The organism is Siphonobacter sp. BAB-5405 (genome assembly GCF_002872335.1).
GTDB lineage: Bacteria > Bacteroidota > Bacteroidia > Cytophagales > Spirosomataceae > Siphonobacter.
On record NZ_NJAG01000045.1, the window covers coordinates 1 to 17,126 of the forward strand.

General features: G+C 47.9%; 11 protein-coding genes. 7 read left to right on the top strand and 4 right to left on the bottom strand.

Features of this window, described 5'->3' with window-relative positions:
- Nucleotides 1–22: 22 nt before the first annotated feature.
- The 3 genes from BWI97_RS22830 to BWI97_RS22840 form a co-directional block, all read right to left on the bottom strand.
- Nucleotides 23–2,575 (bottom strand): DUF4132 domain-containing protein, encoded by a 2,553-nt coding sequence (locus BWI97_RS22830; protein ID WP_102202953.1) that lies wholly within the window; start codon nucleotides 2,573–2,575, stop codon nucleotides 23–25.
- A 40-nt stretch (nucleotides 2,576–2,615) separates the two neighbouring features.
- Entirely contained in the window at nucleotides 2,616–2,987 is a 372-nt protein-coding gene (locus tag BWI97_RS22835; protein ID WP_102202954.1) for a hypothetical protein, read from the bottom strand.
- A 129-nt stretch (nucleotides 2,988–3,116) separates the two neighbouring features.
- Complete coding sequence (locus tag BWI97_RS22840; RefSeq protein WP_102202955.1) at nucleotides 3,117–4,187, bottom strand: ATP-grasp domain-containing protein; 1,071 nt, start codon at nucleotides 4,185–4,187, stop codon at nucleotides 3,117–3,119.
- 694 nt (nucleotides 4,188–4,881) lie between these two features.
- On the opposite strand from BWI97_RS22840, the gene BWI97_RS22845 reads away from it, so the two are divergent.
- The 7 genes from BWI97_RS22845 (at nucleotide 4,882) to BWI97_RS22875 (ending at nucleotide 16,174) form a co-directional block, all read left to right on the top strand.
- Complete coding sequence (locus BWI97_RS22845; protein ID WP_102202956.1) at nucleotides 4,882–5,472, top strand: RNA polymerase sigma factor; 591 nt, start codon at nucleotides 4,882–4,884, stop codon at nucleotides 5,470–5,472.
- Between the two features lie 71 nt (nucleotides 5,473–5,543).
- On the top strand, nucleotides 5,544–6,629 hold the full coding sequence (locus tag BWI97_RS22850; protein WP_102202957.1) for a FecR family protein: 1,086 nt from the start codon (nucleotides 5,544–5,546) through the stop codon (nucleotides 6,627–6,629).
- A 149-nt stretch (nucleotides 6,630–6,778) separates the two neighbouring features.
- On the top strand, nucleotides 6,779–10,219 hold the full coding sequence (locus tag BWI97_RS22855; RefSeq protein WP_102202958.1) for a SusC/RagA family TonB-linked outer membrane protein: 3,441 nt from the start codon (nucleotides 6,779–6,781) through the stop codon (nucleotides 10,217–10,219).
- Between the two features lie 20 nt (nucleotides 10,220–10,239).
- On the top strand, nucleotides 10,240–12,087 hold the full coding sequence (locus BWI97_RS22860) for a RagB/SusD family nutrient uptake outer membrane protein (protein WP_199182071.1): 1,848 nt from the start codon (nucleotides 10,240–10,242) through the stop codon (nucleotides 12,085–12,087).
- 11 nt (nucleotides 12,088–12,098) lie between these two features.
- The gene (locus BWI97_RS22865; protein WP_102202960.1) at nucleotides 12,099–12,821 is read left to right on the top strand and encodes a DUF3823 domain-containing protein; all 723 of its coding nucleotides are present in this window, start codon (nucleotides 12,099–12,101) and stop codon (nucleotides 12,819–12,821) included.
- Nucleotides 12,822–13,239: 418 nt separating this feature from the next.
- A complete protein-coding gene (locus BWI97_RS22870; protein ID WP_102202961.1) occupies nucleotides 13,240–14,307 on the top strand; it encodes an AraC family transcriptional regulator in 1,068 nt (355 codons plus the stop codon).
- Between the two features lie 31 nt (nucleotides 14,308–14,338).
- Nucleotides 14,339–16,174 carry a serine hydrolase gene (locus tag BWI97_RS22875; RefSeq protein WP_102202962.1) on the top strand — a complete coding sequence of 612 codons (1,836 nt, stop codon included), beginning with the start codon at nucleotides 14,339–14,341 and terminating at the stop codon, nucleotides 16,172–16,174.
- 193 nt (nucleotides 16,175–16,367) lie between these two features.
- Here the strand turns inward: BWI97_RS22875 and BWI97_RS22880 are convergent, their stop codons facing one another.
- Nucleotides 16,368–16,811: a hypothetical protein gene (locus tag BWI97_RS22880; RefSeq protein WP_102202963.1), complete on the bottom strand. Its 444-nt coding sequence runs from the start codon at nucleotides 16,809–16,811 to the stop codon at nucleotides 16,368–16,370.
- Nucleotides 16,812–17,126: the final 315 nt, after the last annotated feature.

Genomic DNA, 17,126 nt, shown 5'->3' on the forward strand with positions numbered 1-17,126 from the left:
TTTATCAGGCGTCGACTGGCTGTTATAGGTTGATCTGGGAAAGAATAGATGGATCGGTGATTTTGTAATCCTGAGCTAACAAAAATGCTTTGGAAAGCAGCAAGGAAAGCCCTTCGTCTCCTTCAAAGGGAATATACAAACCCCTCGCCGGGTCTTTTTGCTGGTAATCGGCTACAATGCATAGGTACTGATCATTGGGTTCCATGAGAATGTTTGTACTCCCCAGATGAATTTTGTACGTACGTAATTTTCCTTTTACTACCAGAAATTTCTCCTGAAGCTCGGCGACTTTATTAATTTTTAAACGGGGTAAAAGATTCGCCAGGATTTCCCTCCGGTTTATTCCCGGCTCGGACAAGGCACCAAAGGAATACTGCTGCCAGTAATCCCGGTATTCATCCATTCCGCCGGAATCCTGCCAGGTAGGATCATTTCCAACACTACATACGCCTACAAACAGATCGCAATCCCGCATGACTTCCGAAAAAACGACCGGAGGCACGTCTGTTAATTCAACGTTTTGCCGGGTACTGATACGACGAAATAGTACATGATCCGTAACAATGTATTTGAAGACCCCGCTACTGACGATAGAGTCTTCGCCGTTTTCCAGAGCATGAACGTAATAATCTGCCTGAAGATCGAAATCAGGGATTTTTAGCTCCGCTTTGCCCGTATGACCATTGTCGAACGTACCCGCCAGGGTGTATTTCCACTCCCGGTTCTTCGCCAGTTTTTCAAAGGTATGCTGCTTCAAGAGGTGAGCGGCCATTCGGTTGCTGTACGTGCAGGTGCGTAGCTCAGCGTCCGTCAGGATGTAGATTTCCCGATAGGCTTGTTTCAGGGGCTGAACGATCTGCTTTCCCTGCATATACGTTCGCCAGGCCCTGATTTCCTCAGCGGTAGCCAGTACCGGATGCCATAGGCTTACGCGTGCCTCTTCGTGCGGGATGACCGCTTCCCCCCAGGCATTCACCCAACCCTCCTTCTCCCAAAAGGCGGACTGTTTTTTTTGCGAATCGTCAAATGACCAGATCAATCGTCTACTAAGCCAGCTCAATAAACCATGGTCGAGGTAGTATTTTCTGAACGCAGGGAAGGCCCAGGAGCATTGGGCTCTAAACAGTTGATCAAGCCTGCCTCGTTGCGAAGCATGCATCTGGTTGATCTGTTTCTGCAGAGCTTTGAACTGGGTGAGCTGCGAAAGGTGCTGATCTTTGATGGCAGCCGGAACCGACTGCTGAGTTGTACCATCCGGCAGTAACCAGGTGATTTCTGATTTTCCAACGCCTGTAATGGTGAGCGTAGCCTGATAGTCAGCAAAGCTTTCCGTAAGTTTACCCGCAGTCAATCCGTATTCTTCCAGCGAAAGCTCCTGAATTTCGTGAATCGAAACTCCTTGTCGTTCAGCTGCGGCCAGTAAGCCCTTTTCAACCGTTTCGCGTAAACTGGGTTTCTTTAATTTGAGCTTTAATCGGGAAAGATAAGGCACTCCTCCCCGCATGGTCGACAAGGCATACACACAGGCATTGGCTAGTCCAACGCTTGGAACGCCAATCCCGGGCAGGCTTTGGTAGAGCCGTTCGGCCATCGCACCGAGTATATGAACGGTTTTTTCCCGATAACTCGGCGTACACATCCAAACCAAAGGCTTAAGAATCCCCTGGTTGTAGTCGGCTATGAACTGCGTTAAGTCTACCTGTTCCCGGGTAATCCCATCCCAGTCCGTTACTTTTTTGTATACAAATCTGAGGTTGGTAATGAATTCAAACCAGGAATGAATAACGGCATAGAACTGCTCTTCCCCTACTTTCTGAATGGATACCTGGGAATCGGACAGAAATTTTTTAGTGGGTTTGCTACCGGACGTACGTTTGGCCAGATCGATCAATCCATACCACAACTCCCGCTCTGTCAGGGGTAAGCTTTCAATGCGTGCATTGGCAAAGCCTGCAAAGCCATCATTTTCGGTAAACAGGCTAGCAGCTATGCCCTTATTTTTCTTCTCTAACAGAACCGTAAGCTGATCAATGATGCGAATACGATCATTCTTAAAGGCTGTATAGCCGTAATAATACCTGGAAGGATCAAACTCCTGCTGATCTTTTAAAAGCTGAGCAAGTACATTTCTTTCCTCTGGACTTAAGGATTTATCCTTAAACTGTTTGACTATTGTATTGAAAAAGGAAACCAAGGGCCAGTCTTCAAAGCTATCACGATCAAAGGTTTGACCTTTAAAGCCTTCCCATAATTGGGCGATGGCCAGATGGTCCAGAACCAATACATCTTTCACGATCTGGCTTACGAATTTTCGTTTCAGGGTAAACGCCACCTCATGCTCACCTTTGGTTCTCGTACTTAAACAGTGCAGGACAAAGGCAATCTTTTTAGCATTTTCCCATAAAGCTACCTGCTGTGTATATAGGGGACATTCCCGCAGTTTTAGCTCATATGCACTCCCTTCTGGCTTTTTTAGCAGGTACTGTTTCCCAAGCTCGCGAATGACTCGGTCAAACGCAGGTTCATTCGCTATTTCTGCAAAGAAAGTAGCATTTCTATTTTCGTAATAATCCATGGTACGCTGATTACAAAGGGATTATCAATACTTTTTTAAATTAGCCTCCAATTAGTGGCGTCAATTTGATGAAACTAATTTTAGTATCGGAAGCAACGCGAACTTGCTCAGTCAGGCTTTCCACCTGCACATGATCCACCAATACAAAGAAGCCGTTTTTTTCGAAGGCATCCAGGGCCACGTAAACTTGCTTTTCAGCATCAATTGTCCGAAGGGAAGTCTCCGTCAACGCATCAGCCTCTGCGGGTACCACGAAAGGTTTGGCAGGCATTTTTTGCGTAAAACATTCAATTTCAGCTAAAACGCGGGCAGTGATGAGGTCTTTGACCGTCACCAGTTCAGTGTTTATTTCCAGGACCAGACTATGAAGCTGCTGACCGGAGAAGGTTTCATCATACAGGGTAAGGAACATATATTGACAGGACCAGGGGAAAATGCTACCAAGAGTGTTTAACGACCTTTAAACTAAGAAAAAATGAGTAAAACGAACGACCCGATTAGAAACGTAGCTAGCTAATTCTGATCCAGTCCTGTTATGGTTTTACCGGTGCCACTGTTGAGCGAGCATGTTTACCAGCAGATCCGGGTAACTCCAACCAATGCTTCGGGCGGCCAAGGCGGACAAACTATCCTGATCTTCACGCCCCGGACGACCCGCACCGGTCATGTTTGGTTTCAGGTTCAGGTCAAATAAATAATAAGTGCCCTGGTTATCTTGCCGGCAGTCAATGCGAATGGGAGCCCTGGCCGAAACAAGTTCCGCCGCCTGTTCACACTGTCGCATGAGGACCTGTAGTGACTCCGTCCTCCTTTCTTCATCCGAAACGACTGCACTATTGGCCACCACAGCTACCACTCCATTGTAAGGGGCAATGCCGTTTTGATGATTAAATCGTTTGACGGGAGGCAGACTCCAATACCGGGTTTTTGCTACGCTTGCCCCCTCCATATGATACCTTCCCGGAGGCATCACGGTCAGGGTGACTTCCTGGCCGGGGAGATAGGTTTCGATCATAATCGCATCACCAAATTCCGCTGATTGCAGCATGGCTTTTACTGTAGCCCGTAATTCTTCCGGCGTATGGATGAGCGAAACACCCGCACTTCCTCTGCCCCGAATGGGCTTGGCGACAACTGGCAGTGAGAGTCCTTGCTGGAGAATGGATTCAAGCTCCTCAACACGCTGGAGAACGTGTGCCGAAGGAATGGGCAAACCTTTACTTCGTAACAACGCGTTGGTATCCCATTTGTCGTCATACAATTCTACGAGACTCGGGTCCTGACCAACAACCGGAATTCCCTGATTTAAATAGTGCTGGATGGGGTGGGTTTCGAAAAGAATGGTATTCAGCCATAGCCTTTTGGCTCCCAGGGTTAAGGCTTGCTCAATTCCCTGTCGGGTATCCGGGAAAACCCAATCATAGACCTGAGTAGGGTCCGGATGCCCGACTGGCGTTACAACCGGAATGCCCGCCTGCTGTAAGGTGAAGGCCATATCCGCCCCGCTATCGGAATAGCCTCCGGGTTTCATGGGCTTGATGATGCCGTTTTTGACGGGAGGCAGGGCGGCCTGATACAGAATCGCGACGGGAGAATTATAGAAAGAAGACATACGACACATGGCTTTGATCTGGTACCCTACAAAAAGTTCCCAGACCTGTAAAGCTACTATAGCTACTTACCTAAACCCGAAAATACAGGATGAGTTTGCCGAAGACCTATCTTGAATCGTGGCGAGCAAGGACGTAGACGGACTTTATGACACGTCTGAACCTTTAGAAGATGCTCGATTGCCAAAAAATAACGAAAGCCTGGTGTAGGAAAATCAGGTATCGGCAGGAGCCGTGTTCAGCGTACCAGTCGTCACCTTAAAAACAGCTCGTAGAGGTGACTCCTTATACTCAACAACAGATTATGTTCAGCTAAGAAATTCACTACCAGTGATTTACTATTCAAGTAGTAAAAAGGACGAACTCTGGCGAAAAAGACATAATCGATTGAAATTACTCACGATCCGTAGGCACGTTATTCCTTGAATTAGTTGAATTCAACACCTAGCTAAAATTTTTACACCGACGAAAAAAACATTCATTGAACAATTCATTGATAAAAATAGATTATATAAATAAATTTGCATGGGTTTATTGAACTGAAATGTCAATACCATGCTTTCACACGACTGTTTACTAGTTAACTTTCCTGAAAAATGTACAGGTATATAGTAAAAATTGAATAGTCCTAAAATGTATTCCTAGGCTTTTTAGACTACCCGGCTCTCATCTGTTATCCATTACCTGACTTCCGCGATGCATACGACCAGCACTGATTCTGATTTATGGCAAGCGTATCTTGCTGGCAATGAAGCGGCACTAGGTACTATTGCCGAAAGATATTATGCTACCTTAAAGCACTACGGTCAGAAATTTTCCGTCAGCGAGTTTGTGGTTAAGGACTGCATACAGGATCTGTTTTTACAACTGTGGCAGAACCGAACCCAGATTAATGACACCCTATCGGTGAAACATTATCTGCTCAAGGGACTTCGTAATCACATTTTCATGCACATTCGTTCTTCCAAGCGAATGATTACCCATGACCTGGATTGGGAGCTGGGAACTCCGGAAAACATCAGCGGGGAATCGATCCTGATTGAGAATGAAGCCTTCTCCAGCCGTGTTCAGCAATTGCAATTGCTAATGAATCAGCTTTCTTCCCGTGAAAGGGAAGCCATATACCTGCACTATTACCAGAATATGAGCATTGGGGAGATTGCTGAAGTCATGCAGGTGAATCGGCAGTCGGTTTCCAATTTCCTGACCCGGGCCATGTCAAAAATGAGGAACCATTGTCAGCCCCAGCACTTCTTTATCTTTTTGTATTTATTTTTAAAATTTTAGCATTAAACAGAGTATGACCGGTGAGTTGCTGCATATAAGCAGTAAATCATGCCAACGAAGCCGGATCATCCATGACTTCTTTCGATACCTTAGAGGACTTTCTAGCTAATGATGCCTTCCGGGAGTGGATCACGGGTCGCAGACCCCAGGATTACACCTATTGGCAGGAATGGCTCCGGCAAAATCCAGACAAACGGGACTTATACGAACAGGCCGCTGCCCTCTGCCTGGTTCTCAGTGACAAGGTCCAGCCAGAAGCTCAGCATACGGGTGAAATCGAGCAGATTAAGCAAGCCATTCACGAAGCTAACGAACGAAACCTTACTACCTCCAGGATTCGCAGGTTCCGGCCCGGACTGCAATGGCTGGCTCCGCTGGCAGGCCTGGCAGCTCTGGTCATCATCGGTTTTTTCCTGAAAGATTTTATCTGGAATTCAACAACTGGTTCAAATACCGCTCCAATTGAAGAGAAAATCATTGCTACGAAAAACAGCTGGCAGAAAGTTGTGAATACGGGCCCGTCCGCCCAGCTCATTAGCCTTACGGATGGCTCCTCGGTTTTGCTTTCCCCGGCAGGGCAGCTCTGGTACAACATGCAGGCTGATCAACGGGAAATTTACCTGATCGGCGAGGGTTTCTTTGAAGTAGTGAAAGATAAAACTCGCCCCTTCTGGGTCTACACACCGTTTCTTACTACTCGGGTAGTGGGTACCAGTTTTCAGGTACAGGCCTCTCGGGATCAGAAGATTGCCTTTGTGAAAGTAAAAACGGGTACGGTTACGGTAAACTCCATGAAAAACCCTGATCGCTATTTAGTTTTAGAAAAGAATGAACAGGTTAAACTTGATATTGTCACGAATCAGTTAACCAAGCAAACCCTGGCTCCTGCCCTTCATAAACAAAATCTTACCTCTGTACTTAACGATAACCAAAACTTTGAATTTACTCCCGTCACTGAGGTACTTAGCCGACTTCAGAACACGTATCACATCAAAATCGAATTTGACCCGCACAATTTACAGGGCTGCACCTTTACGGGTGACTTAAACGGCGTACCCTTTGCTGAAAAACTAAGGCTGATCTGCTCGGCAGTTGAAGCTTCTTATGAAACACAAGGAGATACGATTTACGTCACCGGCCATAGCTGTACTCCCTAACCGTTGAATGGTCAGAACGCTAGCGATTGAAGTGACCTGACGACCGATCCTTAAACTGTTCCAGTGTTGTTCTCACGCTTTCTCTATTCGATGGAGAACAAGACCTCTATTGCTCATTTTTTCTATAAACTCCAAAACCTCTATCCACAATGCTTCTACCCTTACGTGTCCTAAAAGGCTATCCGCGGACCGTGTTGCCGATGGTGTGCTGGCTCTTCAGTCTCCTGCTTTTCCTGCCAGCCCAGGTTCACGCTCAAAATGATCTGGACCGCCGTATTTCTATTGTCGTCAAAGACCAGAACGTCGAAGATGTTCTCAAAAAGATAGAAAAACTCGTCGGTGTCAAATTCATCTACAGCCGGGAAATCATTCAGTCCAAGCAAAAAATTAGTTACCAGGCACAGAATCAACCCATTCAGACGGTACTGAATGAGATTTTAAACCCGATCCAGATTACGTACGAATCAGCCGGTAATCAGATTCTGTTGAAGCGAATTACGCCACCTGCCTCAACTTTAAAGAAAGAAACCGTTCTGGGAGCGGAAATTCCAGTAACCGGAACCGTGACCGATGAAAAAGGAAACCCGGTTGCTGGGGTGAATATCCTGATTAAGGGAACCACCCGTGGAACGGTTACGACCAGCGATGGAACCTTTAAAGTTTTAGTAAACAGCGAGGAAGATGAGTTACTGTTCAGTTTTCTGGGCTACAAAACCCAGGAAGTACGCGTAGGCAAGCAAAGTTCCATCAACCTGACGCTTCGGGATGATAACAAAGTACTCGATGAGGTTGTCGTAGTAGGGTTCGGTCTGAAAAATAAGAAAGAAACCGTCTCCGGGGCGATTTCTACGGTTAATGCCGAAGAACTGTCACACGCCAGTACCGTAACGGCAGCCGGGGCCCTGGTTGGTAAAATTCCGGGTATTGCCTTTCGTCAGACTACGGGCCGTCCGGGCAGTGCTCCCGCCATTGAAATCCGTAACTACGGGACTCCGCTGGTTATTATTGATGGGATTCAGAAAGACTACGGTAGTTTCGCCCAGCTGGACTTCAATGACATTGAGAACATTTCCATTCTCAAGGATGCATCCGCTTCCATTTACGGGATGCAGGCGGCCAACGGCGTTCTGGTTGTAACCACGAAAAAAGGAAAGCGTAACCAGAAACCAACCATTACGCTTCAAAGCTACTATGGCCTCCAGATTCCGGCAGGTTATAACAAGCCCGCCGATGCAGCTACGTACATGAAAGCCATTGTTCAGGACGAAACCTACAATAATGTGCCCGATGCCGCCCGAACTATCAACCGGGAACAGTATGATAAATGGGTGCGGGGAACCGAGCCGGGTTTTCAGTCTTTCGACTGGTACAATTACATCTGGCAAACCAGACCCCAAATTTACGGAAGCCTGAACGTCTCCGGTGGCAGTGACAACGCGGATTACTACATCAGCCTCAACCGTGTCGAGCAGAAGAGTATGCTTCGGAATTTTCACGGATTCGACCGGACCAACTTTCAAAGCAATGTCAACTTCAATATTACTAAGAAGCTTAAAGTAGGCGTATTAATGAATGGCCGTCTGGAACGCAATCGGCAACCGGGTCTTCCAGGAGACGATTACGATTTTGCCCTGCAGGCCGCCTTCCGGAATTTACCGACCAAACGGCCTTTCGTCAATGATGATCCCCGTTACCCGGGAATCTCGGCTATTGATCCCCAGTTCAGCTACGGGTGGATCAACGAAGAAATGTCCGGCAAGTACGAATCACAAATCCGGATCATGCAAATCAACGGCACCGCCGAATACAGCATTTTTGACGGCCTTAAAGCCCGGGCTCTGGTTAGCTACTGGTACCGAAATATCCGAAACGACCTGCGGGAGAAATCGCCTCTGTTGTACCGCTTCGACCAGCCTACTAACGCGTATACCATTGCTTATCAGGGCAATGCCCGTTATCTGGAACGTAACGTAGAGAACGCGGAGGAAATGACGAGTAACGTACAACTCGACTACGAAAAAACGTTCGCCAAACATCACGTGCATCTGGTTACGGGGATGGAAACGAAGTTAGCAAACTATTCAAGGGTCTATATCTGGGGAAATCAGGAAGCGAATGGTATTCCATTCCTCACGACCAAATCCACGGCCAACGTAATAGACGCCATTCCTTTTAATCAGAGTCGCCTGGGTGTTCTGGGCCGTTTCAATTACGACTACGATAACAAATACATTCTGGAGTTATCAGGTCGTTATGATGGGTCCTACTTTTACAAAAAGGGCAAACGCTTTGGCTTCTTCCCTTCGGGATCGCTGGCGTACCGGATTTCGCAGGAAGGATTCTGGAAAAACAATACTTTTCTGAGTCAGAAAATTGATGAAGTCAAGCTTCGTGGTTCTTACGGGGTACTGGGCAGGGAGTTGGGAAGTGCTCTGACCTATATTACCGGTTATAACTTTAATCAGGGCTCTGCTATTCTGGATGGTCGGGATGTGGTTTCCAGCCGTATTACGGGATTGGCTACGGATAATATTACCTGGGGTCGGGTGTTTGTTCTGGATTTAGGTATAGACGTAGGTTTACTGGGCAATCGTCTGACGGCGGGTTTTGACTGGTTTGATCGTCACCAGACGGGTGAATTAGCCAGTCGCTATGATGTACTGTTACCCAACGAAATTGGATTTAGCTTACCCGCTGAAAACCTGAACAGCGATCATACCAAGGGTATTGAAATGCACCTAAGCTGGAAAGACAACGTGCGGGATTTCAACTATTTCGTAGGTGGTAATTTTACGTTTTCCCGCTGGATTACGGGCACGCGTTACAAACCCAGATGGGCCAACTCCTACGATCGTTACCGCGACCTTGGCAGTACCGAAGGCCGTTTCCGGGATGGTAGCTTTCAGCTCGTTTCCGTTGGGCAGTTTCAAAGCTGGGAGCAAATTGCCAATCACCCCATCGATCAGGATCACTATGGGAATACGACCCTTCGTCCCGGTGATTACATCTACCAGGATACCAACAACGATGGATACATCACGGATCTGGATATGAAAAACGTTACCTATCGTGTAAACGGTGGAACGCCCTGGCTAAACTTCGCCTTCCAGGCCGGAGCCAGCTGGAAAGGATTCGATTTCAGAGCCGAATTTGCCGGAGGTTCCAAGTTTACGTACGAACAGCAATGGGTGATGCGATACTTCGATGGCAACACCAATGTTTCACAATACTTGGCCGATAACTCTACCTGGTACAAAGACATCTGGGATAAAAACAGTGGATTCAACATCGGTAAATACCCCCTGCTGACCAAGGGCGTCAATAACTGGATGAATACCCACTGGCCCAACAGCAACTGGCAGACAAACGTTACGTATATGAAGTTACGTAACCTTGAGTTTGGCTACACGCTACCGGACCGTATGATTAAAAAAGCCAAGCTTTCGGGCTTACGCGTATACGTCTCTGCTCAAAATATTCTGACCCTGACGAATATGCCCGGTGGACTGGACCCGGAAATGACGGCTAACTCAGGGATAGCTTATCCTAACCCCCGGTTAGTTAATGCCGGCTTTAATCTGAAACTGTAATACCTTTATTTCGAAAGATCATGAAAATTTCTCTTGGTTTCCTAACCCTGGCATTCCTGTTTTACCTGACAGGATGTACAACCGAACTGGATACAGAGCCAACCAATATATTACCTGAGAGTGAGGTATTTACCGACAAAGCCCTGGCTCAATCGGTTCTGGCAAACTTTTATGCTTCCGTTAATTATGGACAGACCAACAGTAATCACGGCAATTATCACTTGCTGGATGAGGCCAACCTGTCGTACGGACCGCCAACCACTACGGATGACGAAAAAGTAATTCCCCGTCACTTCTTTCAGACGTATGATTACGGACTGGTTCGACGCATGAATCAGTTTCTGGTTGGCATTCGCTCCAGTGCGGCCCGTTCGTCCCTGCTGGAAGCAGACCGTAGCAATCTAGAGGCTCAGTGCATTTTCTTAAGAGCCTGGTATCATTTCTGCATGGCCCGCAGTTTTGGAGGCATGCCGATTTTAGGCGATACCGTTTATACCTATCAGTCGGGTATCGATCCGGTGCAGTTTCAGGTACCACGCTCGACCGAAGCGGGCATCTACGATTATGTAATTGCTCAGTGCGACCTGGCCGCTACCAAATTAACGGCTGCCAAAACCACGAATGGAAGTGTTGCCAATAGATGGGCGGCCCTGATGCTTAAATCACGGGCTGCAATATACGCAGCCTCCATTGCCAACTACGGTAATAAAATTACCCCGAGCGTCAGAACGCAGAACTGGGAGGCAGGTATTCCCGCTGATCAGGCCAGCAAGTATTACAAAATAGCCCTCGAAACCGCCGAACAGGTGATTCAGCAGGGACCCTATGTTTTACAAATCGACCCTACAAATCTGGGCGACTCTTTTTATAAGGCAACGAGCGTAAAAGCGGGCAACACGGAAGTAATCTGGGCAATGGACCGGTTACGTCCAAACGTAGTGACGCAGTTTACGAATTTTACCATGCCGTATTCTCAGCGGGATTTTACGGAGGGCAATGCCCTAGGCGTGGTTTTGAATCTGGTAGAAGCTTTTGAAAACAAAGATGGCAGTGCTCCGCAAATCAAGACGCGAAATGACGATGGCAGCTACGTATTCTACAACTCCGTCGAAGACCCTTTCACCAGAAAGGATGCCCGGCTCTGGGGAACGGTTATCTATCCCAACGCCCCGTACCGTCAAACCCCCGTTATTCTTCAGGCGGGTCAGCTTAACAAATCGGGTAATGAGTATGTACTGCGGACTTCCGCCGCTGGCGGTCGGGATACGCAGGGTAATCTGGTTACGTCGATTAACGGTCCGGTAGCCAATTCCGACAATTTTGTGAACAAAACCGGATTTCTGGTTCGGAAATTCCTGGATGAAGCTCCCAATGCAGGCCTAAACCCAGGCTTTAGCGAGATGTGGTGGCCCCGGTTCCGTATCGCCGAAGCCTACCTGATTGCCGCCGAAGCCGCTTTCGAGCTTGGGGATAAAGCCAAGGCCGTTACGAACCTGAATGCTACCCGCCGCCGGGGCGGTATTACGCCCGTCACCGAATCGTCCATCACTTTCAACCATATTGTGAATGAATACCGGGTTGAATTTGCTTTTGAAGATCACCGGTACTGGGATTTGAAACGCTGGCGGTTAGCTCACACCATCTGGAATGGAACACCGAATGATCCGACGGCTCAGATGTATTCGCTCTTCCCGTACAAAGTAGTAGCTCCGGGCGACGCGAACGATGGCAAGTGGGTGTTTACCAAACAGGTTTCCTATAAAATGGCTCCAAACCCCCGCAACTTCCCGTTGATGAATTATTACGCGGCCATTCAGCCAAGCTGGCGAGCCAACAACCCCAAACTGGTGTACAATCCTTTACAATAAGCTTTGATCTCATGACTATAGCATCGCTTTTTTATCGTCTCTTACTCGTTCTGCCGGTGTGTCTGCTGATGAGCTGTAGCACGGAAATTGATAACTGGGATTATCCTACTTCCAGGGTTTCGGGTCAGTTTTTATACAAAGGTCAGCCCATGCAACTGATGGGAACGGCTTCTGATGCCACCGGATCCAACATGCTTCAGCTTCACCAGACGGGCGAAGGCTGGATCCAGGGATTCATCAAAGTATTTTCCAGAGAAGACGGCACTTATACCATTAATGCATTCGATGGCGATTACTACCTCAACCTGACGCCGGGCCGGGGTCCCTGGGTACCCAATACGGACACCCTGCGGTTTACCCTGAAAGGGGAAGAGAAAAATGTAAACTTTGAAGTAACGCCTTATTTCTGGTTGAGTAATTACACGAGCACTTACAAGGATTCGGTATTTACCGCCACCTTCAACGTTGAGCAGGTAGTTTCCACCGCTGTCATGGAAAGAACAGTGATTCAATTGACTCCTACTGCTATTGTGGATAATACGTCCAAGGTTCTCGAAAGGGCGTTTACCAATGTCGTACCGGGTACCAATACCCTCACGTTGAATTTGAAAACCCTGTCCAATAGTGAAAAAACTAATCTTAGGAAAACGGGCTTTCTCTTCGCTCGCGTCGGAATCAAAACCAGAACTGTCTCTGACTTGATCTACTCCAAAACGGTACAGCTAACGCCCTGATTTATGTAATCAAACCAGCTCTTCTTCTCAAGCCGATGAGCCTAAAACCGTTCGGTTTAGCTAAGGCTATCCAGGAAAGGAGAAAGGAACATTTTACCCATAGCCCCAGAAAAGACTTCGTTCAACAGATCATTCCCTTTGTAAGGCTGAAGATTGCGAACCGGTTGATATCACTAGAATCAGCGGGTTTATAAGTGAAGTGTTTTGTGCCCCTGGTGCAAAAATGATTATCAATTTTAGCGGAAGTTTTACATCCCGGTGCTGTAGGTGCCGGGATGTTTGTTTGGATACTATTCAATAGGTAACTCGTTCGCCGGGAAAGGTACGTTCGGGTCTGTGTCTGTCTATATTTTCCTCTGTTGCAGAATTCACGGCGTATCCGTACTTTAGGTGAGCCCAATTCCTGCTTTACTTGCCCATGACGGCTTATTTAAACCTAAGAAACCTCTTTGATCTTTTCTGCATTGCTCAGGGCATTACCACGGCGGGCAGGCTTTTACTTCAGCCCAGAGGTTCAGCCCATCGGTGGTTAGCACTGCTAATCGTTGGACTCACCTGTCAGGTGATTGACTACTTTTTAAGTCGATCCGGCATTTACTATCGCAACCGCTGGCTCTATTTTTCGCCTTTATTTTTTTCCTGGGGTTTCGGTGCGTTTGTTTACGGGTATGTGCGGGCCCGCACTACGCCAACCCAACCTTTCACTAGCTGGCATTTTGTTCCGCTTGCCTTACAGATCCTGTTTTATCTGATTCTGGTTTTTCAACCGCTCCCTACCAAAGCCTGGTTCTGGCTAACGGTTCATAAACCTTACACCCGTTATGTGGAGTATTACGTCAGTGGTCTACTGATGCTCAGCTATCTTTACCTTAGCTGGAAACGAGTGCAACAGACACCTGATCCGGCAGGCTGGATGAAACCTGCCTTACGGGGTCTTGCTTTCTTCTACGGACTGGCACTGCTTGATCCACTCATCAACTTCCTGTATTTATCACCTCAAGATACCCGATTCTTTTTTACCGCTCAGTTGTTCCCGATTTTTACCTGTATCGCCGCCCTCACCGGTCACACCCTTACACAAGTACATCTCCCGGCGAAGATACTACCAGCCTCGTCCGTCAATAAAGAACATCAGGACCAGATTCAACAGGCTATTCACTACCAAAAGCTTTATCAGAACCCGGAGCTTACGCTGGTTTCGTTGGCAGCCCGGCTTGGGCTTTCTCCCAACGTCGTCTCCCGAACCATCAATACGGGTTTTGGGCAGTCGTTTGCTGAGTACATCAATACGCATCGCGTGGAAGAAGTCAAGCGACGCCTGGAAGCCGGAGACGCCGAGCGATTTACGCTCCTGGCTTTGGCATTGGAAGCGGGCTTTCCGTCCAAAACCACCTTCAATCGGGTATTCAAGGAGCAAACCGGCTGCACGCCAAAAATGTACCAAAAGAAGTGCCATTCTATGATTCGGGACGATCCTGATTTGTAAAGCGTACACCTTTGGGTCAAATCAGTCGATCATGCAATCCTACAGACTCCTGCGTTGGTTTTTCTGCACGTGGCTTGGCCTCGCCCAATTCCTCCCGTTCGTCATTGCTCAAGTACCCGAAAAGCGGGCCGACCGAATCGCTGCTGTTGAGACGGGTTTGATGCCTTACGTGCCCATCGCGGGGCTATCGGGCTGGAATCTTGAAAAACGCAGACAATATCATCAGGTTCCGGGGCTAAGCATCGCCGTTGTTCGCAACTACCACATCGATTGGGTCAAGTCGTACGGTCTGGCGGATACAAGCACTCGCCAGCCAGTCACCCCGCATACCCTCTTTTCAGCAGGATCAATCTCTAAGTTAGTAACTGCCCTGGCGGCCCTTCGCCTGGTTGAGCAGCGGCGACTTAGCCTGGATACCCCCATCAATCACTACCTGACTTCCTGGAAATTGCCGGAGAATGAATTTACGCGTCGAACTCCAATAACCCTGCGGATGCTGCTGAGTCACCGCGGCGGAACGAGTCAGTCCGCCTACTTTGGCTTCACACCCAACCAGACGCCCCTGCCATCGATTGTGGATATTCTGGCGGGTAAACCCGGCACGGAAAGTCGGCCCGTAATCGTCAACAGTGAACCCAATCAGGGATTCCGCTATTCCGGTGGTGGCTATCTGGTAGTACAGCTGGCGATGATGGACGTAACGGGTAAAGATTTTGCAACCTTAACCGACGAGTTACTTTTTAAGCCGCTCAGGTTGCGGCATTCAACCTTTGCCCAACCTCTTCCCGCTTCACTAGCTACCCGGGCATCGTGGGCTTATTCGTCCAATAGCTGGTTTAAAGGCATGCCCTACGTCTATCCGCAACAGGCCGCGGCTGGTTTGTACACCACAGCCCATGATCTGGCTCTGCTTCTGATTGACATTCAGGCTAGTTACGGGGGAAAACGTGGTCTATTACAACAGGCATCGGCTCAGGCAATGATGACACCCCAGACTCAGGTGAGTGAAGGATTCTATGACGAACAGATGGGATTGGGAGTCTTTTTACTGCGACAGCAAACAAGCACGGGTGAAGACGGTCGATACTTTACCCACACGGGCGTCAATGCCGGATTTTTAGCTGAAGTTACGGGAAGTTTGACGGGCGGTAATGGTGTAATAGTCATGATGAACAATGACAATGGGGCCAATGAATTAGCCAAAGAGATTCGTCGGGCCGTAGCAGCCGTTTACAACTGGAAAGACTTTCTGCCCAGGCCCCTGGTCAGGCAAGTTTTACCAGATTCGCTCCTGAACGCGTACGTAGGCCGCTACCAGCGGGGTGCCGATGAAGTGGTACAAATCAGGCGGGAGGGCAATTTGCTTGTCGAGCAGATCAACAATGGCAAACCCATCCTTTGCGTCCCCATCAGCCCCGATACCATCGCCCTGACCGATTACACGACCCATGCCTATTTCAGTCGGGGCCCATCGGGTAAAATCGATTCGCTCCGGTTGGCATGGGAAAAAACGCCCTGGCCGCGTCTGGCTGAGGACCAGTACTTACCCAGCGAACTAATCCGAATGGGCCGGATCAAGGAAGCCATGGAGGGGTACGCAGCAATGCATCTGAATGTCTTCCAACTGACTTACATGGCTTATGATTTTCTCCAGCAACGCCCTGCCAATTTGCCCGCAGCCGAAGGAATACTTATGATTGCGAAAGAACAGTTTCCCAGGGAAGCGATCGTACACGCCCGTTTGGGCGATTTATTACTGAAGCGAGGGGATAAAGCAGGTGCCATAGCTGCCTATACAAAGGCCGTCGAACTAGATTCTACGGATCAAAACAGCGAGGAAGTATTGAAGAGGTTGCTGGCTCGTTGATCAACCCCTGAAAAGCAATGGTTTTCAGGGGTTGATCTCTCCTGATGTATTAGTTTGGGCCACTCCAGTACCTAAACGAATCGACCTGTGGTTTCATCCGTCTAGCCTGGTTCGTAACGTCAACACAGGTTTCAAATATCCGGAGAAGATTTTTGAAACTATTGCGAAGAACCCTCGTCACTAACGTCCGACTTTACTTTTCGGTTTGCATTACGATCTGCCCGACGGGTTGAGCGGCATTGAGGTCGTCTTCTGCTGAAATTAAAAATCCTATGGGTTTAAAGGGCGTCAGTGTCTTTAGAGAGCTTTTGAGTTCATCTGAAAGAAATCCGCTATCCGTTTTCAACTGTCCAATGTTTTTTACTCCGTCTTTCTCGGTTTGTACCCAAACCAGGTAGAGTTTCCGGGGTGGCGTAAGTCTGCTGGGTTCAGCTAATCTGGTAATCTTCAAATTAACTTCATAGTTATCGTTGCCATCTTTCTCCACCTCTACACTTCCTTCTGCGGCTGGCACGACCGTTGAAGTAGCAAAATTGTATTTTTCTGAGTTACAGGATTGAAGCAACAACAGGACAAAAGCCCACATCAGGACATTGGCTGTAACATTCGACCACTTGATTTTTATAAATGATTGCATGGATGGATCGTTTTATAATTGAACAATTCTACTAAAGGGGTTGATTTTAATTCAACAAAATGCTGGTAATTACTGTAAATGAACACGTACTTTTTTAGGGAAAAACAGTGTACCAGTATCTTATGTTATCTGGCTTGCTGTTACGCCTTTTGTCCGTTGAGCCCATTTTATTACTATTCTCTGGCTAAATGCGTCTTCGAAGGTTATGTGCATCCCGCTTGAGGTACCTACGGAACGCGTCAAATGGTTTACTGATTTACAGGAACTTCCCATAGTTTTCAGGGCTCATCGTCCGATAATACACTATTTACACCC